The sequence below is a fragment of the Streptomyces sp. NPDC047000 genome (genome assembly GCF_040644295.1).
In the GTDB taxonomy this organism is placed as follows: Bacteria; Actinomycetota; Actinomycetes; order Streptomycetales; family Streptomycetaceae; genus Streptomyces.
Genome location: NZ_JBEYWE010000005.1, coordinates 1 through 23324, shown reverse-complemented (window position 1 = coordinate 23324; position 23324 = coordinate 1). Strand labels below are relative to the sequence as shown.

General features: G+C 71.6%; 21 protein-coding genes, 2 tRNA genes and 1 pseudogene. 20 read left to right on the top strand and 4 right to left on the bottom strand.

Annotated features, from left to right (window positions below):
• Window positions 1–35 precede the first annotated feature (35 nt).
• From rsfS to ABZ862_RS10655, 5 genes are all read left to right on the top strand, one after another.
• The gene (rsfS, locus tag ABZ862_RS10675; protein ID WP_360955565.1) at window positions 36–482 is read left to right on the top strand and encodes a ribosome silencing factor; all 447 of its coding nucleotides are present in this window, start codon (window positions 36–38) and stop codon (window positions 480–482) included.
• Window positions 473–1150: a histidine phosphatase family protein gene (locus tag ABZ862_RS10670; protein WP_360955563.1), complete on the top strand. Its 678-nt coding sequence runs from the start codon at window positions 473–475 to the stop codon at window positions 1148–1150. Before rsfS ends, ABZ862_RS10670 begins: the two co-directional genes overlap by 10 nt.
• Window positions 1151–1287: 137 nt before the next feature.
• Window positions 1288–1360 (top strand) — tRNA-Ala (locus ABZ862_RS10665).
• A gap of 442 nt (window positions 1361–1802) precedes the next feature.
• Complete coding sequence (locus tag ABZ862_RS10660) at window positions 1803–2036, top strand: hypothetical protein (protein WP_006136074.1); 234 nt, start codon at window positions 1803–1805, stop codon at window positions 2034–2036.
• A 137-nt stretch (window positions 2037–2173) separates the two neighbouring features.
• Window positions 2174–2246 (top strand) — tRNA-Ala (locus ABZ862_RS10655).
• A 172-nt stretch (window positions 2247–2418) separates the two neighbouring features.
• On the opposite strand, the gene ABZ862_RS10650 is transcribed toward ABZ862_RS10655, so the two are convergent.
• Window positions 2419–4032, bottom strand: a complete 1614-nt coding sequence (locus tag ABZ862_RS10650; protein WP_360955560.1) for an NADH-ubiquinone oxidoreductase-F iron-sulfur binding region domain-containing protein — start codon at window positions 4030–4032, stop codon at window positions 2419–2421.
• Window positions 4029–5348 (bottom strand): cytochrome b/b6 domain-containing protein, encoded by a 1320-nt coding sequence (locus tag ABZ862_RS10645; protein ID WP_360955558.1) that lies wholly within the window; start codon window positions 5346–5348, stop codon window positions 4029–4031. Before ABZ862_RS10645 ends, ABZ862_RS10650 begins: the two co-directional genes overlap by 4 nt.
• A 451-nt stretch (window positions 5349–5799) precedes the next feature.
• On the opposite strand from ABZ862_RS10645, the gene leuS reads away from it, so the two are divergent.
• The 7 genes and pseudogenes from leuS (at window position 5800) to ABZ862_RS10610 (ending at window position 15253) form a co-directional block, all read left to right on the top strand.
• Window positions 5800–8676: a leucine--tRNA ligase gene (gene leuS, locus ABZ862_RS10640; protein ID WP_360955556.1), complete on the top strand. Its 2877-nt coding sequence runs from the start codon at window positions 5800–5802 to the stop codon at window positions 8674–8676.
• A gap of 146 nt (window positions 8677–8822) precedes the next feature.
• Entirely contained in the window at window positions 8823–9617 is a 795-nt protein-coding gene (locus tag ABZ862_RS10635) for a hypothetical protein (RefSeq protein ID WP_360955554.1), read from the top strand.
• A gap of 72 nt (window positions 9618–9689) precedes the next feature.
• Window positions 9690–10535 carry a DegV family protein gene (locus tag ABZ862_RS10630; protein WP_360955552.1) on the top strand — a complete coding sequence of 282 codons (846 nt, stop codon included), beginning with the start codon at window positions 9690–9692 and terminating at the stop codon, window positions 10533–10535.
• A 103-nt stretch (window positions 10536–10638) separates the two neighbouring features.
• Entirely contained in the window at window positions 10639–11778 is a 1140-nt protein-coding gene (locus ABZ862_RS10625) for a ComEA family DNA-binding protein (RefSeq protein ID WP_360955550.1), read from the top strand.
• Window positions 11775–14315 carry a ComEC/Rec2 family competence protein gene (locus ABZ862_RS10620; RefSeq protein ID WP_360955548.1) on the top strand — a complete coding sequence of 847 codons (2541 nt, stop codon included), beginning with the start codon at window positions 11775–11777 and terminating at the stop codon, window positions 14313–14315. The genes ABZ862_RS10625 and ABZ862_RS10620 overlap by 4 nt, the downstream gene beginning before the upstream one ends.
• Window positions 14316–14483: 168 nt before the next feature.
• Window positions 14484–14723 (top strand): annotated as a pseudogene (locus ABZ862_RS10615) (hypothetical protein); the annotation flags it as partial.
• Entirely contained in the window at window positions 14714–15253 is a 540-nt protein-coding gene (locus tag ABZ862_RS10610; RefSeq protein WP_360955546.1) for a GNAT family N-acetyltransferase, read from the top strand. The pseudogene ABZ862_RS10615 and the gene ABZ862_RS10610, both read left to right, overlap by 10 nt.
• A 242-nt stretch (window positions 15254–15495) precedes the next feature.
• Here the strand turns inward: ABZ862_RS10610 and ABZ862_RS10605 are convergent, their stop codons facing one another.
• Window positions 15496–15864: a VOC family protein gene (locus ABZ862_RS10605; protein ID WP_360955544.1), complete on the bottom strand. Its 369-nt coding sequence runs from the start codon at window positions 15862–15864 to the stop codon at window positions 15496–15498.
• Between the two features lie 189 nt (window positions 15865–16053).
• Here ABZ862_RS10605 and ABZ862_RS10600 point away from each other — a divergent pair, with 189 nt between their 5' ends.
• From ABZ862_RS10600 to holA, 3 genes are all read left to right on the top strand, one after another.
• Entirely contained in the window at window positions 16054–16434 is a 381-nt protein-coding gene (locus tag ABZ862_RS10600; RefSeq protein WP_360955542.1) for a hypothetical protein, read from the top strand.
• 78 nt (window positions 16435–16512) lie between these two features.
• Window positions 16513–16758 carry a hypothetical protein gene (locus ABZ862_RS10595; RefSeq protein WP_360955540.1) on the top strand — a complete coding sequence of 82 codons (246 nt, stop codon included), beginning with the start codon at window positions 16513–16515 and terminating at the stop codon, window positions 16756–16758.
• 94 nt (window positions 16759–16852) lie between these two features.
• Window positions 16853–17839: a DNA polymerase III subunit delta gene (gene holA / locus ABZ862_RS10590; protein WP_360955538.1), complete on the top strand. Its 987-nt coding sequence runs from the start codon at window positions 16853–16855 to the stop codon at window positions 17837–17839.
• Between the two features lie 102 nt (window positions 17840–17941).
• On the opposite strand, the gene ABZ862_RS10585 is transcribed toward holA, so the two are convergent.
• Complete coding sequence (locus ABZ862_RS10585; protein WP_360955536.1) at window positions 17942–18214, bottom strand: HPr family phosphocarrier protein; 273 nt, start codon at window positions 18212–18214, stop codon at window positions 17942–17944.
• A 318-nt stretch (window positions 18215–18532) separates the two neighbouring features.
• Between ABZ862_RS10585 and ABZ862_RS10580 the strand changes: the two genes are divergently transcribed.
• Genes ABZ862_RS10580 through ABZ862_RS10560 form a run of 5 tightly spaced genes read left to right on the top strand, consistent with a single transcriptional unit; the run spans window position 18533 to window position 23242 of the window.
• Window positions 18533–19297 carry a DeoR/GlpR family DNA-binding transcription regulator gene (locus tag ABZ862_RS10580; protein WP_360955534.1) on the top strand — a complete coding sequence of 255 codons (765 nt, stop codon included), beginning with the start codon at window positions 18533–18535 and terminating at the stop codon, window positions 19295–19297.
• Window positions 19294–20313 carry a 1-phosphofructokinase gene (gene pfkB, locus ABZ862_RS10575; RefSeq protein ID WP_360955532.1) on the top strand — a complete coding sequence of 340 codons (1020 nt, stop codon included), beginning with the start codon at window positions 19294–19296 and terminating at the stop codon, window positions 20311–20313. The genes ABZ862_RS10580 and pfkB overlap by 4 nt, the downstream gene beginning before the upstream one ends.
• Window positions 20270–21766 (top strand): PTS mannitol transporter subunit IICB, encoded by a 1497-nt coding sequence (locus tag ABZ862_RS10570; protein WP_360955530.1) that lies wholly within the window; start codon window positions 20270–20272, stop codon window positions 21764–21766. The genes pfkB and ABZ862_RS10570 overlap by 44 nt, the downstream gene beginning before the upstream one ends.
• Complete coding sequence (locus ABZ862_RS10565) at window positions 21759–22202, top strand: PTS sugar transporter subunit IIA (protein WP_360955528.1); 444 nt, start codon at window positions 21759–21761, stop codon at window positions 22200–22202. The genes ABZ862_RS10570 and ABZ862_RS10565 overlap by 8 nt, the downstream gene beginning before the upstream one ends.
• Window positions 22199–23242, top strand: coding sequence for a zinc-dependent dehydrogenase (locus ABZ862_RS10560; protein ID WP_360955526.1), 1044 nt, complete (start codon window positions 22199–22201; stop codon window positions 23240–23242). The genes ABZ862_RS10565 and ABZ862_RS10560 overlap by 4 nt, the downstream gene beginning before the upstream one ends.
• The last annotated feature ends 82 nt before the right edge of the window (window positions 23243–23324 follow it).

The window sequence follows — 23324 nt, the reverse complement described above, 5'->3', positions numbered from 1 at the left end:
TTGGTGGCAAGTGACCGCCGACGGAAAGCCCTGTAGTGACCGCGACCGACCGCTCTCTCCAGCTCATCACCACCGCTGCCCAGGCCGCAGCCGACAAGCTCGCGCACGACATCATCGCCTACGACGTGAGCGACGTCCTGTCGATCACGGACGCCTTCCTGCTGGCCTCCGCGCCCAACGACCGCCAGGTCAAGGCGATCGTCGACGAGATCGAGGAGCGTCTGCAGAACGAACTCGGCGCCAAGCCGGTACGCCGCGAGGGCGACCGCGAGGCCCGCTGGGTACTGCTCGACTACGTCGACATCGTCGTGCACGTCCAGCACAGCGACGAGCGCGTCTTCTACGCGCTGGAGCGGCTGTGGAAGGACTGCCCCGAGCTCGATCTCCCCGCCGACGCCAAGGCCACCCGCGGCAAGGCCGCGGAGCACGCCCGGCTGCAGGCCGCCGAGGAGTCCGCGGACCTGGGCGGTGAATGGCGATGAGCGGCACCGGTGACGTGACCGACGCCGGGCGGGGCCGGGGCCGCCGCATCATCCTGTGGCGGCACGGTCAGACCGCGTGGAACGTGGAGCGCCGCTTCCAGGGCACCACCGACGTCGAGCTCACCGAGACCGGTGTCGCCCAGGCCCGCCGTGCGGCCCGGCTGCTGGCCTCCCTGAAGCCCGACGCCATCGTCGCCTCCGACCTCGTCCGCGCCGCCCGCACCGCCGCCGAGCTCGCCGGGCTCACCGGCCTGGAGATCACCCACGACGACGGCCTGCGCGAGACCTACGCGGGCGTCTGGCAGGGGCTGACCCACGAGGAGATCATCGGGCGCCACGGCGACGAGTACGCCGCCTGGAAGCGCGGTGAGCCGATCCGCCGAGGCGGTGGCGAACTGGAGACCGAGGTGGCCGACCGCGCCGCCCCGGTCGTGCTGCGGCACGCCGAGAAGCTCCCCGCGGACGGCACGCTCGTCGTGGTCAGTCACGGCGGCACCATCCGTACGACCATCGGGCGGCTGCTCGGCCTGGACGCCCGGCACTGGGAGAGCCTCGGCGGCCTGTCCAACTGCTGCTGGTCCGTGCTCGGCGAGGGCGCGCGCGGCTGGCGCCTGCTGGAGCACAACGCCGGCACCCTCCCCGAGCCGGTCCTGGGCGACGACGACTGAACCCCCTGAGCACCGGCCCCGGGGGCCCGGGAGCCCGCCGGAGCCGGATTTCACTTTCCGGCAGGTCGCAGGCTAGAGTTCTTCTTGTTCACCCCGCCGAGCGGGGAGAACGGCGCGGCGGTACACCGCTTCGGCGAGGGGCTATAGCTCAGTTGGTAGAGCGCCTGCATGGCATGCAGGAGGTCAGGAGTTCAATTCTCCTTAGCTCCACAGATCGATCTCCACGGATCGCCCTCATCACGACAATCCCGTCCCTGGGTCAGGGGCGGGATTTTCTGTGATGTGCCGCTCTGTCCGAAGCGGTCCGCGGATTCCTTAAGCCGGTCTCAAGTGATCATGAAGCGGTCCTGAACGGACTTGAGTCGCCCGGGGTCCGCAGGCGTATACCTCTTCGTAACGCTTCTCGCGCACCAGCCCGCGCCGGCCGTGACGGCGGCCCTGAGCCGTGTCCTGACTGGTACTGAGGCGTCGCTGACCGTCAGGCCGGTGGCGTGGCAGAATCAAACGGCCGGAAGGGGGCGCGGCCCGACGGGAGGGAGTAGTGATGCCTGCGAGCATCCTCGGGGAGGTCGGCCACCTCCTCGGCGAGGCGTCGACCCGGGACACGGCCTCTTCCGTGTGCGCGGCCCGCGGCCGCCGCTGGAGCTGATACATGGGTGCACACAGGCGGAAGTGCGACTGGTGCGGCAGCGGTACGCCGATCGTCCGCGACATGGAGCCGATCAACCCCGACTACCAGTACTGGTGCGAGGAATGCGCGCGGGCGCTGATCATAAAGGGCGACCCGATCGAGACCTACCGCGAGCTGGAGGGCGAGCCGATCTACGGCCGCCTCCTGGAGGAGCACTGCACCCTCAAGCGGTTCTACTCGTTCGTGACGGCCTGAACCGGCGCCCGTGAGCGCGGTGGCGGGCGGCCTGGAAACGATTTGGTGTTCCACCCGGTGGACCGTGTAATGTTGGCGTCGCCGCCGGGGAAACCGGGCGGACACGCGCGACACGCGGTCAGACCGCGTAGCCGTACGGGGCTATAGCTCAGTTGGTAGAGCGCCTGCATGGCATGCAGGAGGTCAGGAGTTCAATTCTCCTTAGCTCCACAATCGGTGAGGGCGGGTCATCCGGATCGGATGACCCGCCCTCGGCGTTTCCCGGCGATCAGGGAAACGCCGAGGGCGGCCGGGAAACGGGACAGAAGTCCGGGAAACCGGACAGGGAAACGGCGGGCGCCCCTCGGGGGCGCCCGCCGTTCTCCGGTACGGGATGAGGGCCTCAGCGGCCCAGGGCCCGCCGTCCGCGGCCCTGGGAGACCACCGGCAGGTTGCGGGCCGGGGCGCGGTCGCGGGGCGTCTCCTCCTCGATGCGCAGGGCCAGTGCCGGGCAGCGGCGCACCGCGCGGACCGCCTTCGCCTCCGCGTAGCGCGGCACCTGGGCCTGGGCGACGGTCGGGAAGCCGTCGGCACCGAGTTCGAAGACCTCGGGGAGGATGTCGGCGCACAGTCCGTGGCCGCGGCACAGCGTCCAGTCGACGTAGATCTTCTGGCGGCTGGAGCCGGTCTCCTCGGGCTCCGCGCCACCGGGGATGCCCGTCGGCGCCCTGCCTCCCTCGAACAGCGGCAGGACCCCCTCCACGGGGCGCCCGCAGCCGTTGCCAAGGACATGCGCGGCGAGGTCGTCGGTGAACGCCTTGACGGTGGACTCCAGGAACATCGCCGAGCCGTCCGGGTGCGAGCAGGCGCCGCGCCGTTTGACGCTCTTCGCGACCTGCTTGAGCGCCTCCAGGGCGGCCGGTCCGCCGCCGTTGAGGACGTCCTCCAGACCGCGCGCGGCGGCCGGCAGACCGAGGTAGCAGGGACCGCACTGTCCCGCGCTCTCCTCGGCCAGCCACTGGGCGACACGCAGCGACTCGCCGAGCGGACAGGTCTCCTGGCTGATCGGAAGGATGGCGCCCGCGCCGAGCGCGCCGCCCACGGCGTCCAGCGAGTTGCGGGAGACGATCGCCTCGTTCACGGTGGCCGCGTCGATCCACTTGCCGTGGTAGCCGCCCGTCAGCACGCCCTGCGGGACCGGCGGCGCGCCGGCCAGTTGCAGGACGTAGCGCAGCGGCACCCCCGTGGGGACCTCGAGGACCATGGGCCGGGCGACCGCGCCGGAGACCGTGAGCATGACGGTGCCCGGCTCGTCGTAGAGCCCGGTGTGGCCGTAGCGCTCGGGGCCGATGCGGGCGGCGATGGCCAGCTGGGCGAAGGTCTCGGCGTTGGACAGCAGGGTCGGGGCGCCGCCGACGCCGTTCTGCGAGGCGCTGACCTTGCGGCCCGGCGGGATGGCCGGGCCGCCGTCGATGGACCGGATCAGTGACGCCGCCGCGCCGGTGACCATGCGTACCGGGTTGCGCTGCACGCTCGCGCGCAGCGCGGAGCGGCGGCTGTTGCTGAGGCCGCGTTCGGCGAGCGCGGCCTCCATGGAGCGCTGGGTGGACTCCCGGGTGACGCCGATGACCAGCGTGCGGGCGCCCAGGGCCTCGGCGCACAGCAGCGCGCCGTCCAGGATGAGGTGCGGGGCACGGTTGATGAGCACCGTGTCCTTGCGGCAGGCCGGTTCGTCCTCGCTGCCGTTGACGACGACGACCGGCCGGACGCCGCGCTTGATCGCCGCGTCGGCGACCGAGCGCAGCTTCTTGTGGAAGGGGAAGCCCGCGCCGCCGCGGCCCTTCAGGCTGATGGCCTCGGAGAGCTGCGCGAGCTGCTCCCCGCCCATCGGTTCGAGCGGCCCGTGCACCTTGAGGTGCATGGGCAGATCAAGTCGTTCGACAAGGTCGAAGCCAGACGTGAGCTGGGGAAGCCCGACCACGCGGACTTCCGGTACGTCAGGCAGGGCCTCGTTCACCTATAGCCTCCGGAAGGCGTGTTCCAAGGTTCGCCCGAACCCGGCGTGTCGAAGGACTCGCCGGGGTTTGGTGCTGGGGTGGGACCGCTGTTGTACGTGTCATTGGGGTTGTACGTGCCGTAGAGGGGGTTTGTCTCACCGGTGTCGTACACGTCACTTCCGCGGTACCCGCCGGGCGCCTGGCTGCCGTAGGCGGGGATGTTGAAGCCGGTGTCCTGGAGCGGGTCGTAGGCCGACGGCGGGGCCTCGCCGACCGGGGGAGGGGAGGGGACCGGCCAGCTGCCGGTGCCGCCCGGGTTCATCCTCGGCATCGCCCCGGTGTCCTGCGGGTTCATCGGGATGTCCATGCGGGCGGTCTGGTCGGCGCCGTAGTTCTGCTGGGGCTGTCCGGGCGGGGTGACGGTCCGGTAGGCGGCGGCGAAACCGTTCGCGGGCTGGGCCGCGGGGGCCTCGTACCGCGGTGCGGACGGGGACATCACCCGCGGCTGGGCACCGGTCCCGGTGTCGCCGAGCGGGGAGCGCGGGGCGCGCCGTCCCTCGTAGCCGGGCAGCGAGCCGCCGCCGGCGGGCGCGGCGGACTCGGAGACGCGGGAACGGCTGGCGTCGAGGTCGTCGAGGATCGCGCGTTCGTCGCCGCCGAGCAGCGACATGATCCGGTCGGCCACCTTGCGCTTGACCGGGCGCGGCGCGGCACGCAGGGCGAGCATCGCGGCGACGGCGATCAGGCTGAGTTCGTAGGACACCATGAAGAACGTCTTCGCGGGGCGTCCGGCGAACAGGCCGTGGATCAGCGCGGCGCACCAGGCCGGGTAGGCCAGCATGTGCATCGCGCGCCAGCGGGCGGCGACCGGCGCGGGGGAGGCGAACTGGTTGCGCAGGGCGCCGGTGACCCCGACGAAGATCATGAGCAGTCCGGCCACGGAGCCGAGGCCGATCAGCCCGCCGCTGCCGGTGACGCCGAGGCTGAAGGGGATCAGCGCGGCGATCAGCACGGTGTGGTCGAGGGCGAGCTTGATGGTGATGTGCACCAGGAGGAACGCGATGGAGCCGACGGCGGTGATCCGGTGGATGCCCTGGGCCACGATGCGCTGGCGGATGTTCAGGATGATCCGGTCCTGGGCGACCAGGCCCCAGATCACCGAGCAGGTCAGGCAGACGAGCGACAGGACGCCGGCGCCGAAGTTCAGGAAGTCCTGGAGCCAGCTGCCTCCGTTCATCACGATCACGGGTATGAGGAGCAGGACGGCAGCGGTCGCCACCCCGTAGGCCGAGCGGCCGGGTTTGGGGAGCGAGCTGTTACTGCGGCGAGGGTTCATGGGGGCAACTCCGAGCGGTTCGGGAAAGCGGTCCCGACCGAGCACTCTAAGTGGCATCCAAACCGAGCGGTACGGCGTTTGAGTTATTGCGTTGTTATCAAAGGGTTGCGCGGGGGCTGTGTTGTCCGCATAGGGGTGGTTACGCCGGGTTATAATTGAACGTTGTTCAGGTTTTCAGAACCTTCACAAGCGGTCGACGGGCCACCGCGCCCGCCCACCGGAAGCCCGTCGCGGCCCGCTCGACGCCTGCGGTACCCTGACGCCATGCGTGCCGTACGCCTTCTGCTTAGCGAGCCGCGCTGATCAGTCCCGGCCACCGGGTGAGTCGAGTGGCCGGCATCGGCGCGGCGTCCCCTCCTGTGCGAGGGGATTTTTCATTTCCGGAAGGTCTCGGAAGGACTCCGGGGAGTCGCAGCCGCAGGCAGTAACGATCGATGGAGCTTTGAGGATCATGAGCGAGACGAACCCCGCCGCCGAGGTGGCGGCGCCGCACCGCTACACGGCCGCGATGGCGGCCGACATCGAGGCACGCTGGCAGGACTTCTGGGACGCCGAGGGCACCTACGCCGCGCCGAACCCCACGGGTGACCTGGCCGGCGACCCGGCGCTCGCGGCCAGGCCCAAGAAGTTCATCATGGACATGTTCCCGTACCCGTCCGGTGCGGGCCTGCACGTGGGCCACCCGCTCGGCTACATCGCCACCGACGTCTTCGCCCGCTACCAGCGGATGAGCGGCCACAACGTGCTGCACACCCTGGGCTTCGACGCCTTCGGCCTGCCCGCCGAGCAGTACGCCGTGCAGACCGGCACGCACCCGCGCGTGTCCACCGAGGCCAACATCGAGAACATGAAGGCCCAGCTGCGCCGGCTGGGCCTGGGCCACGACAAGCGCCGGTCGTTCGCCACCATCGACCCGGACTACTACCGGTGGACCCAGTGGATCTTCGTCCAGATCTTCAACTCCTGGTACGACGACGAGGTCGGCAGGGCCCGCCCGATCTCCGAGCTGATCGCCCAGTTCGCCTGCGGTGAGCGTGCCGTACCGGGGCACACGCGCGCGTGGGACCGGCTGACCGCCGTGGAGCGCGCCGACGTCCTGGGCGAGTACCGGCTGGCCTACGCCTCCGACGCGCCGGTCAACTGGTGCCCCGGCCTGGGCACCGTACTGGCCAACGAGGAGGTCACCGCCGACGGCCGCTCCGAGCGCGGCAACTTCCCCGTCTTCAAGGCCAAGCTGCGCCAGTGGAACATGCGCATCACCGCCTACGCCGACCGACTGCTGGACGACCTGGAGGGGCTGGACTGGCCCGAGGCCATCAAGCTGCAACAGCGCAACTGGATCGGCCGCTCCGAGGGCGCCCGCGTCGACTTCCCGATCGACGGCGAGCAGATCACCGTCTTCACCACCCGCCCCGACACCCTGTTCGGCGCGACCTACATGGTGCTGGCCCCCGAACACCCCCTGGTCGAGAAGTTCACCCCGGCCGCCTGGCCCGAGGGCACCCACGAGGTGTGGACCGGCGGCCACGCCACGCCCATCGAGGCCGTCGCCGCCTACCGCGCCCAGGCCGCCGCCAAGTCCGACGTGGAGCGCCAGGCCGAGGCCAAGGACAAGACCGGCGTCTTCATCGGCGCCTACGCGACCAACCCCGTCAACGGCGACCGCGTCCCGGTCTTCATCGCCGACTACGTCCTGATGGGCTACGGCACCGGCGCCATCATGGCCGTCCCCGCGGGCGACCAGCGCGACTTCGAGTTCGCCCGCGCCTTCGAACTGCCGGTCCACTGCATCGTCGAGCCGACCGACGGGCGCGGCACCGACACCGCCACGTGGGAGAACGCGTTCGCGTCCTACGACGCGAAGATCATCAACTCGGCCAACGACGAGGTCGACCTGAACGGGCTGCCCGTCGCCGAGGCCAAGGCCCGCGTCACGGAGTGGCTGGAGCGCAGGGGCATCGGCCACGGCACCGTCAACTTCCGGCTGCGTGACTGGCTGTTCAGCCGCCAGCGCTACTGGGGCGAGCCCTTCCCCGTCGTCTACGACGAGGACGGCGTCGCCCACGCGCTGCCCGAGTCGATGCTGCCGCTGGAGCTGCCCGAGGTCGAGGACTACTCGCCGCGCACCTTCGACCCCGACGCCGCCGACACCCGGCCCGAGACCCCGCTGTCGCGCAACGAGGACTGGGTGAACGTCACCCTGGACCTGGGCGACGGCCCGAAGAAGTACCGGCGCGAGACCAACACCATGCCCAACTGGGCCGGTTCCTGCTGGTACGAACTGCGCTACCTGGACCCGCACAACACACAGCGCCTGGTCGACCCCGAGATCGAGAGCTACTGGATGGGCCCGCGCGAGGGCCTGCCGCACGGCGGCGTCGACCTGTACGTCGGCGGCGCCGAACACGCCGTGCTGCACCTGCTGTACGCGCGCTTCTGGTCCAAGGTGCTGTACGACCTGGGCCACGTGTCGTCCGCCGAGCCGTTCCACAAGCTGTTCAACCAGGGCATGATCCAGGCCTACGTCTACCGCGACAGCCGCGGCATCGCCGTCCCGGCCGCCGAGGTCGAGGAGCGTGACGGCGCGTACTTCCACGGCGGCGAGCAGGTCACCCGCCTGCTGGGCAAGATGGGCAAGTCGCTGAAGAACGCGGTGACCCCGGACGAGATCTGCGCCGAGTACGGCGCCGACACGCTGCGCCTGTACGAGATGGCCATGGGCCCCCTGGACGTCTCCCGGCCGTGGGACACGCGCGCCGTGGTCGGCCAGTTCCGGCTGCTGCAGCGGCTGTGGCGCAACGTCGTCGACGAGGACAGCGGCGCGGTCACCGTCGTCGACACGGAGCCCGCGGACATCGACGTGGACACCCTGCGCGCCCTGCACAAGACGATCGACGGCGTGCGCCAGGACCTGGAGGGGCTGCGCTTCAACACGGCCATCGCCAAGCTCACCGAGCTGAACAACCACCTGACCAAGACCGGGGGTGCCGTGCCGCGCGCCGTGGCCGAGCCGCTGGTGCTGATGGCCGCCCCGCTGGCCCCGCACATCGCCGAGGAGCTGTGGCGCCGCCTCGGCCACACCGACTCGGTCGTCCACCGCGACTTCCCGGTCGCCGACCCGGCGTACGTCGTCGACGAGACCGTGACCTGCGTCGTGCAGATCAAGGGCAAGGTCAGGGCGCGCCTGGAGGTGTCGCCCGGCATCAGCGACGGGGAACTGGAGAAGGCCGCCCTGGCCGACGAGAAGGTCGTCGCCGCGCTGGGCGGCGCGGCCGTCCGCAAGGTGATCGTGCGGGCGCCGAAGCTGGTCAACATCGTCACCGCGTAGCGCGCCCGCGGGCACGGTGGGGAGCCGCCTCCGGGCGATCCCCTACGGGCAGGTTCGGGGTTCTGACGGAACCCCGGGCCTGCCCTGTGCGTTTACCGTGGAAGAGCGGCACACGCTGTGCCGTGCGGGGCCTGAGGAGGAGTGCCGTGGAAGCCGTGGTCGCCGTGTTCGCCCTTCTCTTCCTGCTCTTCGTGGTCCTGGGCGCCTACGCCACGGTGAAGGCGGTCGGTGCCGCCAAGCGCGGCGTGGACCGGACCGTCGCCCAGGCCCGCCGCACCGTCGAGGACCACACCCTGCGCGCCAGGTCCTTCACCCAGATCGGCCCCGCCGCCCAACTCGCCCAGCTGCGCCTCAAGCTGCGCACCTCGATGCGCGCCACCCAGGACGCCCTCCAGGCGGGCGCCGCAGAGGACGAGTCCCTCAAGGAGTCGCTGCGCCTCTTCCAGCAGCTCAGCGCGCACGGCCATGAACTCGACGGCGAACTCAGGCGCCTGGAGTCCGAGCCCGACCGGACGAAACTCGCCGAGCTGCTGCCCGCGCTCCGGGAGCGCACCGAGCGCGTCACCCGGTCCGCGGACGCGCTGCGCTGGGCCGCCCGCGACCGGGCCCGCCGCTTCGCCGACGACGACCTGGAGAACCTGAGCGCGCAGATCGACGTGGAGGCCGGGGCCCTGCGGCACTGGAAGAAGACCGAAGACCCGGCGCACACCCCGCCCCCCTGGCCCGAGGCCGCCCCCACCGCCGCCGGCCCGGCGACCGAGCAGACCTGGCCGGACACGCCGGGCTCCGACGGCACACCCCACCGGGCGGCACACGGCACGGCCGCCGACGGCTCCGCCTCGCGGGGCGCCGGGGAATCCGGCCGTGCCGCCCTCGACCCGCCCGCCCGGCGCCCCGCCTACCCCTGGCAGAAGAAGCCCCGCCCCGAGAGCACGACTTGACCGGGCCTCTCGCCCCCCGGTCGGCAGAAGCCGGGCTGCCGTCCGGGTACCACGGAAGGTAACCTCCAGTTCATGTCCCGCCATGTCGCGATCGTCACCGATTCCACGGCCTACCTGCCGCAGCGGACGATGGAGCGCCACGGCATCACCGCGGTACCCCTGACGGTGGTCGTCGACGGCGAGGCATTCGAGGAGGGCACCGAGATCTCGACCCGCGCCCTCGTCCAGGCCCTCCAGAAACGCCGCCCCGTCACCACCTCGCGCCCCGCCCCCGAGGTCTTCGCCGAGACCTACCGTCAGGCCGCCGCATCCGGCGCGACCGGCATCGTCTCCCTCCACCTCTCCGCCGAGCTGTCCGGCACCTACGACGCCGCGCTCATGGCGGCACGGGAGGCCCCGGTGCCGGTGCGAGTGGTGGACACCGGGATGATCGCGATGGCCCTGGGCTTCAGCGCACTCGCGGCTGCCGAGACCGCCGAGGCGGGCGGCACGATCGACGAGGCGGTCGCGGTCGCCGAGAAACGGGCCGCCGCCACCTCCGCGTACTTCTACGTCGACACCCTCGAGTATCTGCGCCGGGGCGGCCGGATCGGCGCGGCCCGGGCCCTCCTCGGCTCCGCGCTCGCCGTGAAACCGCTGCTCCAGCTGGAGAACGGCCGGATCGAACCGCTGGAGAAGGTGCGCACGGCGTCAAAGGCCATCGCCCGGCTGGAGGAGATCGTCGCCGAGCGGGCGGGCGGCGCCGAGGTCGACATCGCCGTCCACCATCTTGCCGCCCCCGACCGGGCATCGGCCCTCGCCGACCGGCTGCGCACCCGGCTGCCCGGACTCGGCGCCCTGCACGTCAGCGAGGTCGGCGCGGTGATCGGGGCGCACACCGGACCGGGGCTGCTGGGCGCGGTGGTCTCGCCGCGCTGACGGATTCACCCGTGTGAGGGGCGGAGTTGTCCACAACGGACCGGCCGTCCACGGAAACCGACCAAGATCATCGTGATCCGGCGGGATCCCGGATCCTCGTCGCATGGCACTGCGATCACACACGGACGACCCCGCGCACAGCTCCTCAGCGACTTCCCCGGCGATCTCCCCGGACGCCCCCTCAAGTCCCCGCCCCGCCACGGTGACCAGCGGACCGGGCCGCGCGCCCGGCACCGACGGCCGCGCCCGGCACCGACGTTCGGCCGTCCGGCGACGGACCGGCCGTGACCGCCGGGCCCCCGCGGAGGCACTCCGGCGCCGGGCGGAACTGCTCTTCCCCGAACGGGCGGACGCCGACGACGGATCGGTACGGACCGGGAACGGACCGCCGCCGGGGGAGGAGACCGCGGCCGATCCGCTGCCCGCGGCCGATCCGCTGCCCGCGGTCGATCCGCTGTCCGTGGTGGATCCGCTGGCCGTGTCCGATCCGGTGGCCGGCGGTATGGGCCGGCGGGAGCGCGCCGGGCTCGCGGTGCGCGAGCGGCTGCCCGTGTGGGTGCAGACGCGGTGCGGAGTGGAACGCCGGAGCGTGATCGCCCTGACGGCGCTGCTGGTCGTCGCCGTGGCCTTCGCCGTGCACCACTACTGGGCGGGCCGCACCCAGCAGGTGCGTGCGCCGCAGGTGGTGCGGGCGGACGCCCCGTACCGGCAGGGCCCGTACCAGGAAGGCCCGGACCGGAGGAACGAACCCGGAGGACAGCCGAAGCAAGCTGCCGCCGCCGCGACGGCGGGTCCGGAGATCGTGGTGGACGTCACCGGCCGGGTCCGCAACCCGGGCATCCGGCGACTGCCGGCCGGTTCCCGGCTGGTCGACGCGCTGCGGGCGGCGGGAGGGGTACGGCCGGGCACCGACACCTCCGGCCTCAACCGCGCCCGGTTCCTGATCGACGGGGAGCAGGTGACGGTCGGCGGCCCGGCACCCGCACCCGGACCCGCGGGACCGGCCGCCGCGGACGTCCCCGCCCCCGCCACCGGACCGGTCACCGCCATGGCGCCGGTCTCCCTCAGCACCGCCACGGCACAGCAGCTCGACGCCCTCCCCGGCGTCGGCCCCGTACTGGCCCAGCACATCGTCGACTACCGCACCCGGCACGGCGGCTTCCGCTCCGTCGACGAACTGCGCCAGGTCGACGGCATCGGACAGCGCCGCTTCACCGACCTGCGGGAACTGGTCCGGCCATGACCGGCGACGTCACGGACCGGGCCGCCGGCGACACCAGGACGGCGGCCCCCGCCCGTCTCGCCGTGCACGCGGCCGCCGCGAGCAGGCTCGGCGCGTCCCACCCCCGCCAGGAAGGCCCGCCGGACCTGCGCCTCGTACCCCCGGCACTCGCGGTCTGGGCGACGGCCGCGCTGCTGCCGGCCGTGTCGGCGGCGCGGTCCACGGCCGTGGCGGTGGGCAGCCTGTTCCTGGCCTGCGCGCTGCTGACCCCGGCGGTACGGCGGCGTGCCGCACCGTGGGCGCGGGCCACGGGCGCCGCCGTCCTCCTCGCCGTCGCCGCGTCCGCCGCCTCGGCCGGACTGCACGGGGCGGACCTGCGCCGGGGCCCGGTGCCGGACCTGGCGCGCCGGTACGCCACCGTGACCGCCGAGGTCGAGGTCGGCTCCGACCCCCGGCTCACCCGGCCGCACGTCAGGGGCGACCACGCGGCACCCTCGGTCGTGCTGATCGAGGGAGAGGTGAGACGGGTCGAGCGATCCGGCGGCACGGCGGTGACGACACGGACACCGGTCCTGCTGCTGGTCGACGTGCGCGGATCCAAGTCCGGCCCGCGCCCCCGTGACCGCTCTCCCTGGCTCGGCCTCCTGCCCTCCACCACCGTGCGCGTGACCGCACGCCTCACACCCCCGCTCATGGACGCGGACCGCGACGCCGCCGTGCTGCGCATCCGCAACGAGCCCGTGCCCCAGGTGGTCGCCGGACCCTCCGCACCCCAGCGGCTGGCGGGCCGGCTGCGCGCCGGGCTGCGCGAGGCGACCGACGGGCTTCCGCCCGATGCGCGGGCGCTGCTGCCGGGCCTGGTCGTCGGGGACACGTCCCGCATCCCGCCGGAACTGGACGAGGCGTTCAAGGCGACGGACCTGACGCACACCCTGGCCGTGTCGGGCAGCAACCTCACCATCCTTCTGACCCTGCTCATCGGCCCACCGGCCCTGGCCCAGCGGGCCGAACGCCGTGGCCTCGCCCCGCGCCTCGGCCTCTCCCTCCGGGCGACCGCACTGCTCGGCGGGGCCCTCACCCTCGGCTTCGTCGTCGTGTGCCGCCCCGACCCCAGCGTCCTGCGGGCCGCCGCCTGCGCGGCCGTCGTCCTGCTCGCGCTCGCGACCGGCCGCCGCAGATCCCTGATCCCGGCACTGGCGGCGGCCGTCCTGCTGCTGGTGCTCTACGACCCCTGGCTCGCCCGCAGCTACGGCTTCCTCCTCTCGGTGCTGGCCACCGGCGCCCTGCTCACCCTGGCCCCCCGCTGGAGCGAGGCCCTGGTCCGCCGCCGGATGCCCGCCCGGCCGGCCGAGGCACTGGCGGCGGCAGCCGCGGCCCAGGTGCTGTGCGCGCCGGTCGTGGTGGTGCTGTCGGCGCGGGTGAGCCTGGTGGCGGTGCCGTGCAATCTGCTCGCGGAGATCGCGGTCGCCCCGGCGACGGTGCTCGGCTTCGCGGCCCTCGCCGCGGCCCCGGTGGCGATACCACTGGCCAGGGCGCTGGCCTGGTGCGCGGGATGGCCCGCGGGCGGGATCGCATGGGTGGCCAGGACCGGGGCCGCGCTGCCGGGAGCGGGAGTGGACTGGCCGGGCACCTGGCCGGGCGCGCTGCTGCTGGCGGCCGTCACCGCGATCACCGTGACCGTCGGGCGACGCCTGCTGACCCACCCCTGGCTGTGCGCGGTGTGCGGCCTGCTGCTCCTGCTCGCGATCGTCCGGCCGGCCCCGCTGACCAGGGTGATCACGGGCTGGCCGCCGCCCGGCTGGCGGTTCGCGATGTGCGACGTGGGGCAGGGCGACGCGACGGTGCTGGCGGTCGGCGAGGGCACGGGCATCGTCGTGGACACCGGCCCGGACCCGGGCCTCGCCGACCGCTGTCTGCGGCGGCTCGGCATCACCCGTATCCCCCTCCTCGTCCTGACCCACTTCCACGCCGACCACGTCGCCGGGCTGCCCGGGGTGCTGCGCGGACGGACGGTGGGCGCGATCGAGACGACACCGTTCGAGGAACCCGCGGACCAGGCGGAGCTGGTGAGGAAGGAGGCGGCCGCGCACCGGATCCCCGTCACCCGGGCGGTGGCCGGGGAACGCCGCACCACGGGTCGGCTGACCTGGCAGGTCCTGTGGCCGCCACCGCCCCCCTTCCCGGACCCCGACGGCCCGAACGACGCCAGCGTGACCCTGCTCGTCCGCTCGGCCGGCCTGCGCCTGCTCCTGCTGGGCGACCTCGAACCCCCGGCCCAGCAGGCCCTGCTGGACTCACCGGCCGGTGCGCTCCTGGGCCCGGTGGACGTCCTCAAGGTCGCCCACCACGGCTCGGCGAACCAGGATCCGGCACTCATCCGCAGGGCGGCCCCGCGCCTGGCCCTCATCTCCTGCGGCGCCGACAACCCGTACGGCCACCCGGCACCGAGCACGGTAGCCGCACTGCGCGCCACAGGGGCCACGGTCCTGCGCACGGACCGCGACGGCGCCCTGGCCGTCTCCGGCGAAGGCCGGAACCTGCGGATCGCACGAGACTGAAGCCATGACCCCCGAGCCGCGCTGGGGAGCCGCGAACACCGGACGGAGAAGCACGAGGCCGGTACTTGGGTGCACCAGGGCCCGGACGGGGAGGAGCCCCGATCGCACGGACGGCCGGGGCTCCTCTGTGCCCCACGGGGCCGGGGGAGCCTCTGCGGCTTTACCCCGCAGTTCCGTCGCAACCGGGCCCTGGCCACCGTGAACCTCGCCCTGACCCAGCTCCACCAGCGGGACATCGACCAGGCGTGTGCCACGGCCTCCGACGTCTTCGAGCTGATGGCCGACTCGCCGATCCCGGGACGGATGAGGTCCCTGCTCGGCGACTTCTACCGCGACTTGATCACTCTTGCGCCCGGCGCGGAGGTCGCACAAGAGTGGGGCGACCGCTTCCGAACCGAATGGAGCTGACTGTGAGTGCCGCCGATCTGGTCGTCCGCCGCTTCGGTCACGGCGATCTGTCGAAGATTCGCCAGTCGATCATCGACGTGCACGTGGACGCCTACGTGGACGCGATGGACGACGAGTTCAACCAGCGCTTCTCCTGGTTCGTGGATCACTGGGGCGGCAACCCGGAGTTCGCCTGTGTGATCGCTTATGACGGCAAGGAGGCCGTGGCGTTCGCCTACGGGGCTCCGTCGGCCGAGGGCCGCGAGTGGTGGCGTGAGCACCTGGACGCAGAGCCCGACAGGGGACGCACCTTCTCCTACTCGGAGTTGGCGGTCGGCAAGAAATACCGGAAGCAGGGTGTCTCAGAGCTTGTCACCCGGGCCCTCCTCGATGAGCGGGACGAGGACCTCGTGGTCCTGCTGGTGGACACCGAGCACCCCCGCGTGCAAGCCCTGTACGAGTCCTGGGGCTTCCGGAAGATCGGGGAGCGCCGCCCGTTCCCGGACTCTCCGGTGTACGCCGTCATGCTGGCCGAACTGCCGCTGTCCTGAAGCCGGACACACGAAGACGCCCCTGGCCTCCACGCGGTGGAAACGCGTCCTCCTCGCTCCGTGACGGCAGCGCACGGTCAGGCAGTGGCTTTGGCCGTGACCCTGGTGAGCAGCTTGTCACGCAGCGAGGGCCACTCATCTGCGATCACGTTGTAGGACAGCGAATCACGGCGCGTGCCGTCCTGGCGCATCATGTGACTGCGCAGGGTCCCTTCATATGCCGGGGGTGTGTCCCGCCTTCGTCAGTGGTGACCGGTGTCGATGACGCAGAAGCGGTTGCCCTCGGGATCGGCGAGCACGACGAAGTCGGCGTCGTCCGGATAGAGGTCCCAGTCGACGTGCCGGGCGCCCAGGGACACGAGCCGCTCGATCTCGGCGGCCTGGTCGGCGGCGTCCCCGGCGTACAGGTCCAGATGGATCCGGGGATGCTCCTGGAGCGGCGTCCCACTGAGGCCGAGCGACAGCTGGACCCCGGTGCCCTCCGCCGGGACCAGCACCACCCAATCGTCTTCCATCTCTTCCCGTGGGACGTATCCCAGCGCCTCCGTCCAGAACGCGGCCGCACGCGGCACATCCGAGACGCCCAGTACAACGGATCCGACACTCAGCATGCGTCGATCCTGGCGCAGGAGCGGCGATCCGACGACACCCCCGCCCGGCCCGGCGGCCGGGCCGGGCCACCTGATGCGGTACCGGCTCCGCCACGCAGGGCGTTTCCGTCTCCGCCTTCGGCGATCAGTGGCGGTCGGGCCGGGTGGGCAAGCAGACTGGATCTCCACCATCACACCAGGGGGGTTGCCGTGGCAGCGAAGCCTGCTCCGAAGCACCTGACGATCACCATCGATTTCGATCTTGAGACCGCAGAGTCGACGGTCCGGTACAAACGCGCGCACGAGGCGTTCGAGGCCGCCGTCGAGGCGGCGATCCGCGAGGCGAGGAAGGCGTTGCCGCCCGACAGCATCAGGGCGGTCACGAGCGAGATCCACTGCTCGTACAGCTGGGAGCGGGATGCCGAGGTCCGCCGCGCCCGCCCGGACACCGACGACACCCGCGCGGATGCCGGTGCCGAAAAGGAGCACGTGACCGCGGACGACGTCTTCGTCGGCATCGAGAAGGGCAGACGAGTGCGGCAGCGGACGGTGCCGGGCGGCGATGTCGAGATCGGCCCGTTCGAGGACTAGGGCCTGCCGTCACCGGAGTGGTCCGGGATCTGCGGATCACCCGGGACCGAGGCCCGGCGGATGCCGGAAGATGGCCCGGTGAGCGATGTGAGACATGTGTTGGTCCTGCCCGACCGTGATGCCGCCGAGGCGGTGGCCGGCGCTCTCGCCGGGCGGTTCGGGACCGAGGAGGAACCGGCTGTCGTCCGTGAGGCCCTGGCCGGGGACGACGACGCGGAGGACGCCCAGTGGTTGGTGCTCGTGGGGGACGAGCAGGGCCGTCTGGACGCGGCGGCACTGGACGCGTTCGCGGGGGAGTGGGACGGGTGGCGGGAGGAGCCGTAGGCCGGTCCGGCTGTCAGGTCCGGCTGTCCGGTGCGTGCCGGGGCCGGGCGGCAGCGGCGGATCGATGTCGGTGGTGCGTGCGATGCTGTGTGCCGTGGCCAGGAAGACTGCGAATGACGACCCTCTCGCCCCCGTGACGCTCGCCGTGGGCCAGGAGGATCTCCTGCTCGACCGTGCCGTGCGGGAGGTGGTGACCGCCGCCCGGGCCGCCGACGCCGACACCGATGTGCGGGACCTGAGCTCGGACCAGTTGCAGCCCGGCACGCTCGCCGAGCTGACCAGCCCGTCGCTCTTCGCTGAGCGCAAGGTCGTGGTCGTGCGCAACGCGCAGGACCTGTCGACGGACACCGTCAAGGACGTGAAGGCGTATCTCGCGGCGCCCGCCGAGGAGATCACGCTGGTGCTGCTGCACGCGGGCGGGGCCAAGGGCAAGGCCCTGCTGGACGCCGCACGCAAGGCGGGGGCCCGCGAGGTGGCCTGCCCGAAGATGACCAAGCCGGCGGACCGGTTGGCCTTCGTACGGGGCGAGTTCCGGACGGCGGGGCGGTCGGCCACACCCGAGGCGTGCCAGGCGCTCGTCGACGCCATCGGCAGCGATCTGCGGGAACTCGCGTCCGCCGCGTCGCAGCTCTGCGCCGACGTCGAGGGGACGATCGACGAGGCGGTCGTGGGGCGGTACTACACGGGGCGGGCCGAGGCGTCCAGCTTCACCGTCGCCGACCGGGCCGTCGAGGGGCGGACGGCGGAGGCGCTGGAGGCGCTGCGGTGGTCGCTGTCCACCGGGGTGGCGCCGGTGCTGATCACCAGCGCGCTCGCCCAGGGTGTGCGGGCCATCGGGAAGCTGTCCTCCGCGCGCGGCGGGCGGCCCGGCGATCTCGCGCGTGAGCTCGGGATGCCGCCGTGGAAGATCGACCGGGTGCGCCAGCAGATGCGCGGCTGGACACCGGACGGGGTCTCGGTGGCGCTGCGCGCGGTCGCCGAGGCGGACGCCGGTGTGAAGGGCGGGGGGGAGGACCCCGGGTACGCCCTGGAGAAGGCCGTGGTCACCATCGCGCGCGCAGCCCGGTCACGGGGACGCTGAACCGGGCTCACGCGGCGTACCGCTCACACGGCGTACTGCAAGACGTACCAGGGGGAGGCCTCAGGAGGCGGGGAGGACCTCAGGAGGCGAGGGGGCCCGGCCTCAGGAGGCGTCGTGGTCCTTGGAGAGGACCTTGGCGAGCTCCTCCAGGGCGGTCGCGGCGTGCTCGCCCTCGTCGGTCGTGAGCTGGAGGGTGTCGCCCTGTGCGGCACCGAGGGCCAGCACGGACAGCAGGCTCCGGGCGTCCACGGCGGGCTGGTCGGGTCGGCCGACGGTGACCTTGACGGGCTGACGCGTCGCGGCCTGCACGAAGAGGGAGGCCGGGCGGGCGTGGAGGCCCTGCTGCGAGCCGACGGTGACCAGAAGGTGAGGCATCTTTGTCTCCTTGGAGAAGCGGGTCGGCGACGGCCCCGTACGGGGCCGGACCGGAGGCGGGGTGGCGGTGGGGCAGTCCGAAAGGCGGCTCAGACTGCCCCCGAGCCCGGACACGGCCGGGGAAGCGTGTCCGGACATCTGTGTTTGCCATCCCCGCGATGGGGGTGTTTTCCCCAGGTTTTACGTGCTTCAGAGCGCCGATGTCAACACAATCGGAAAACTAAAACAACACACTCGGAAGTGGTTGCCTTTCTTGGGGGCGGGAGTACTGTTCGCCGTAGACAGGCATCACCCCACATGAAACGGACCTGATCCCACATGTACGCACCCGAGCGGCAGCAAAGGATCGTTCAGCTGGCCCAGGAGCTCGGCCGGGTGGAAGTCCCTTCGCTGGCAGAAGACTTCGGCGTCACACAGGAGACTGTCCGGCGCGATCTGACCGCCCTGGAGCGAGCGGGACTCCTGCGCCGGGTGCACGGCGGCGCGCTGCCTGCCGGTGGCCTGCATCTCGTGGAACCCGGACTCGCGGAGCGGGACTCGACCGCCGCGGCCGACAAGGAGCGGATCGCCAAGGCCGCTCTCGCCCTCCTCCCCGAGGAAGGCAGCCTGCTGCTGGACGCCGGAACCACCGTGGCCCGGCTGGCCGCCCTGCTGCCCCTGGACTCCGCGCTCACCGTCGTCACCAACGCGCTCCCGGTGGCCGCCCGGCTCGCCGAGTACCCCCATCTCGACCTGCACCTGGTCGGCGGCCGGCTGCGCCACCGTACACAGGCGGCGGTGGACGCCTGGGCGCTGCGCGATCTGGCCGACCTGCAGGCGGACACCGCGGTGATCGCCACCAACGGTTTCTCGGCGGAGGCCGGACTGACCACGCCCGACCTCGCGGAGGCCGCCGTCAAGCGCGCCATGGTCGCGAGTGCCCGCCGGGTGGTGCTGATCGCCGACTCGGGCAAGTACGGCGCCCGGTACTTCGCCCGGTTCGCCACCATCGACCAGGTGGACGTGGTCGTCACGGACACCGGCCTGAGCGACGAGCGGGCCGCCGAGATCAGCGCCCTGGGACCGCAGGTGATCCGGGCATGATCGTCACCATCACCCCCAATCCGAGCGTGGACTGCACCTTCGAGGTGGCAGAGCTGCGGCGCGGAGCGGTGCACCGCGCGGGCACGGACCGGGTGGACCCGGGCGGCAAGGGCGTCAACGTGTCGCGGGCGCTCGGCGCCGCGGGACACGCCACGACGGCCGCGATGCCGCTCGGCGGGTCCTCGGGGATGCTGATGGCCGAGCTCCTGGGCCGCCAGGGCATCGAGACCGCCCCGGTGTGGGTGGGCGGCGAGACCCGGGTCAACGTCAGCGTGGTCGAGCCGGACGGTGTGCTCACGAAGGTCAACGCACCGGGCCCCGAGCTCACCGCGGACGAGTCGGAGGCCCTGCTGAAGACCGTGCACGGTCTCATCGGGCCGGACACGGAGTGGCTGGCGTGCTGCGGGAGTCTCCCGCGCGGCCTGGCCCCCGAGTGGTACGCGGAACTGGTGGCGTCGGTCCATGACGCCGGTGCGCGGATCGCGGTGGACACCTCGGGACCGGCGCTGCTCGCGGCGCTCGGCGAGGGTCCGGACCTGGTCAAACCCAATCGGGAAGAGCTGGCGGAGGCCGTGGGCCGACCCCTGACGACGGTCGGCGAGGCACTGGAGGCGGCACGGGAACTGCGCGGGCTGGGAGCCCGGCAGGTCCTCGCCAGCCTCGGTGCGGACGGGATGCTGCTGGTTTCGGCGGAGGGCGAGTGGTACGGCAGTGCGGCCGTGACCGACGTCCGAAGCGATGTGGGAGCGGGTGACGCTTCCCTTGCGGGCTTCCTCGGCGCAGGCGGTGCCGGGTGGAGGGGTCTGGTGGCGGCAGTGGCGCATGGTGCGGCCGCTGTGGGTCTGCCGGGCAGTGTGATGCCGGCTCCGGCGGACGTCGTTCCGTCCGGGGTCGTGGTGACGGCGGTTTTGCCGCTGGATCGGCCGCTGGTCGGCCGCGATGACCGGCTGTTGGCTGGTCGGGGTCGGGGACGTGTCTCATCCCTACCGGAGCGAATCGGAAAATGTAATGACTGACACAGCGCAGCTGAAGAACCTGGAAGGGCCGGGGTTCAGAGCCCGGGTCCAGCGGGTCGGTGGGCATCTGGCCGGCATGGTGATGCCGAACATCGCGGCGTTCATCGCGTGGGGTCTGATCACGGCGATGTTCATCCCGACGGGGTGGATGCCGAACGAGACGATGGCGAAGCTTGTCTCGCCGATGATCACGTTCCTGTTGCCGGTGCTGATCGGTTACACCGGCGGTCGTCTGGTGCACGGTCAGCGTGGTGCGGTGGTCGCGGCGATCGCCACGGTGGGTGTGGCGGTCGGTGCGGACGTGCCGATGTTCCTGGGCGCGATGATCATCGGTCCGGTGACGGCGTATCTGCTGAAGCTGGTGGACGGCTTCACGAAGCAGCACACGCGTGCCGGGTTCGAGATGCTGGTGGACAACTTCTCCGCCGGTATTCTGGGCGGTTTGATGGCGATCGCGGGTCTGACGGGTGTCGGGCCGGTGGTGACGGCGGCGACGAAGGCCGCGGGTCATGGTGTGGACTGGCTGGTGAGCAGTCATCTGCTGCCGCTGGTGTCGATCATCGTGGAGCCGGCGAAGGTCCTGTTCCTGAACAACGCGATCAACCACGGTGTGCTGTCGCCGCTGGGTGTGGAGCAGGCGACGAACAACGGTAAGTCGCTGCTGTTCATGATCGAGTCGAACCCCGGTCCGGGTCTGGGCATTCTGCTGGCGTACCTGTACTTCGGTCCGAAGACGCTGCGTCCGTCGGTTCCGGGTGCGATCGTGGTCCACTTCCTGGGTGGTATCCACGAGATCTACTTCCCGTACCTGCTGATGAAGCCGCGTCTGATCCTGGCGGCGATCGCGGGCGGTATGTCGGGTGTGTCGACGGCGATGATCCTGAAGGCGGGTCTGGTGTCGGCTCCGTCGCCGGGCAGCATCTTCGCGTATCTCGCGGTGACGCCGAAGGGCGGGTACTTCCCGGTCCTGATGGCGATCGTGGTCGCGGCCGCGGTGTCGTTCGTGGTGGGTGCCGCGCTGCTGAAGACGGAGCGGGCCAAGGACGAGGACGTGGATCCGTCGGCGGTGGCGGTGCCGGGCGCGGTTGCCGGTACGGATGCGGCGGCGGATGCTGAGGCTGTGGTGGCCGAGGCGGAGGCGGTGACGCTGTCGCTGCTGGGTTCGGACGTGAAGTCGGTGATCGTGGCGTGTGACGCGGGGATGGGCAGCAGTGTGATGCTGGCCAGCCAGCTGACGAAGCGGCTGAAGCCGTACGGGGTGACGGTGACGCACAAGGCGGTCAACGAGATCCCGGCGGGGACGAAGCTGGTGGTCACGCATCAGGACCTGGCGGCGCGTGCGCGGTCGGTGGCTCCGGACGCGGTGATCATCCCGTTCCAGTCGTTCCTGAACGACCCGGCCTTCGACAAGCTGGAGGCCGCCATCCGTGACGGAGGAGAGGTTCGTGCCTGAGGTTTTGCCCCGTGAGGGTATCCGTGTCGGCCTGACGGCCGTGGACCGGTGGGACGCGGTCCGTCAGTGCGGCGCGGTGCTGCAGGAACTCGGCGCGGTCGAGGCGGGTTACACGGACAAGATGCTGGACCGTGAGCGGTCGGTGTCGACGTTCGTGGGTGAGGGTGTCGCGATCCCGCACGGCACGTCGGAGGCGAAGTCCCTGGTCCGTGAGACCCGGCTGGCGGTTCTGCAGTTCCCCGCCGGTGTGGACTGGGGCGGCCAGCAGGTCACCACGTGTGTGGCGATCGCGGCGAGGGGCGACGAGCACATCGCGGTCCTCTCGGCGCTGGCTCTTCTGCTGCTGGAGCCCGATCAGGCGGAGAAGCTGCGGTCTTCTTCCGACCCGGACGAGATCCATCAGCTCCTGGAATCGATCAGCAAGGACATCGCATGAAAGTCGCACGTTTCTACGCTCCCGGTGATCTCCGGATAGAGGACGTGCCGGAGCCCTCTCCTCAGGCGGACGAGGTGAAGATCCGTGTCCGTAACTGCTCGACGTGCGGTACGGATGTGAAGATCTTCAATCACGGTCATCAGCATCTGGACCCGCCGCGGGTGATGGGTCACGAGATCGCGGGTGAGGTCGTCGAGGTCGGCGCGGATGTCGCGGGTGGCTGGAAGGCGGGTGACCGGGTCCAGGTCATCGCGGCGGTCCCGTGTGGTGAGTGTGCGGACTGCACGGCCGGCCGGCTGACGATCTGCCCGAACCAGACGTCGGTGGGTTACCAGTACGACGGCGGGTTCGCCGAGTATCTGATCGTTCCCCACGCGGTGCTGAAGGTCGACGGTCTCAACCGGATCCCCGAGGGCGTCAGCTTTGCGGAGGCGTCGGTGGCGGAGCCGCTGGCGTGTGCGATCAACGGTCAGGAACTCGCCCGGGTGGGCGAGGGCGACGACGTGATCGTGATGGGTGCGGGCCCGATCGGTTGTATGCACGTCCACCTCGCCCGTGCGCGGGGTGCCCGCCGGGTGTTCCTCGCGGACATCAACGCGGGCCGGCTGAAGCAGTCCGCGGACGCGGTCCAGCCGGACGCGGCGATCTGCGGTGCGGACGTCGACATGGTCGAGGAGGTCCTGCGTCTGACCGACGGTCGTGGTGTCGATGTCGTCATCACCGCCGCGGCGTCGGGCAAGGCGCAGGAGGACGGTGTGCGGATGGCGGCCCGGCAGGGCCGGATCAGCCTGTTCGGCGGTCTCCCGAAGACCGCGCCGACGATCACGCTGGACTCCAACCTGGTCCACTACCGTGAGCTGACCGTGGTCGGTGTCAACGGTTCCAGCCCGGCCCACAACAAGCAGGCCCTGGAACTCATCGCGTCGGGCAAGGTCCCCGTCAAGGACCTCATCACCCACCGCATGACCCTCGACCAGGTCCCCGAGGCCATCGCCACGGTCGCCGCGGGCGAGGCCATCAAGGTCACCATCGAACCCTGACCACCACCCCACCCCCCGAAACGGCGGCCCGGCCGGATCCCCCGATCCGACCGGGCCGCCGCACGTCTGCGACGCTTCAGCC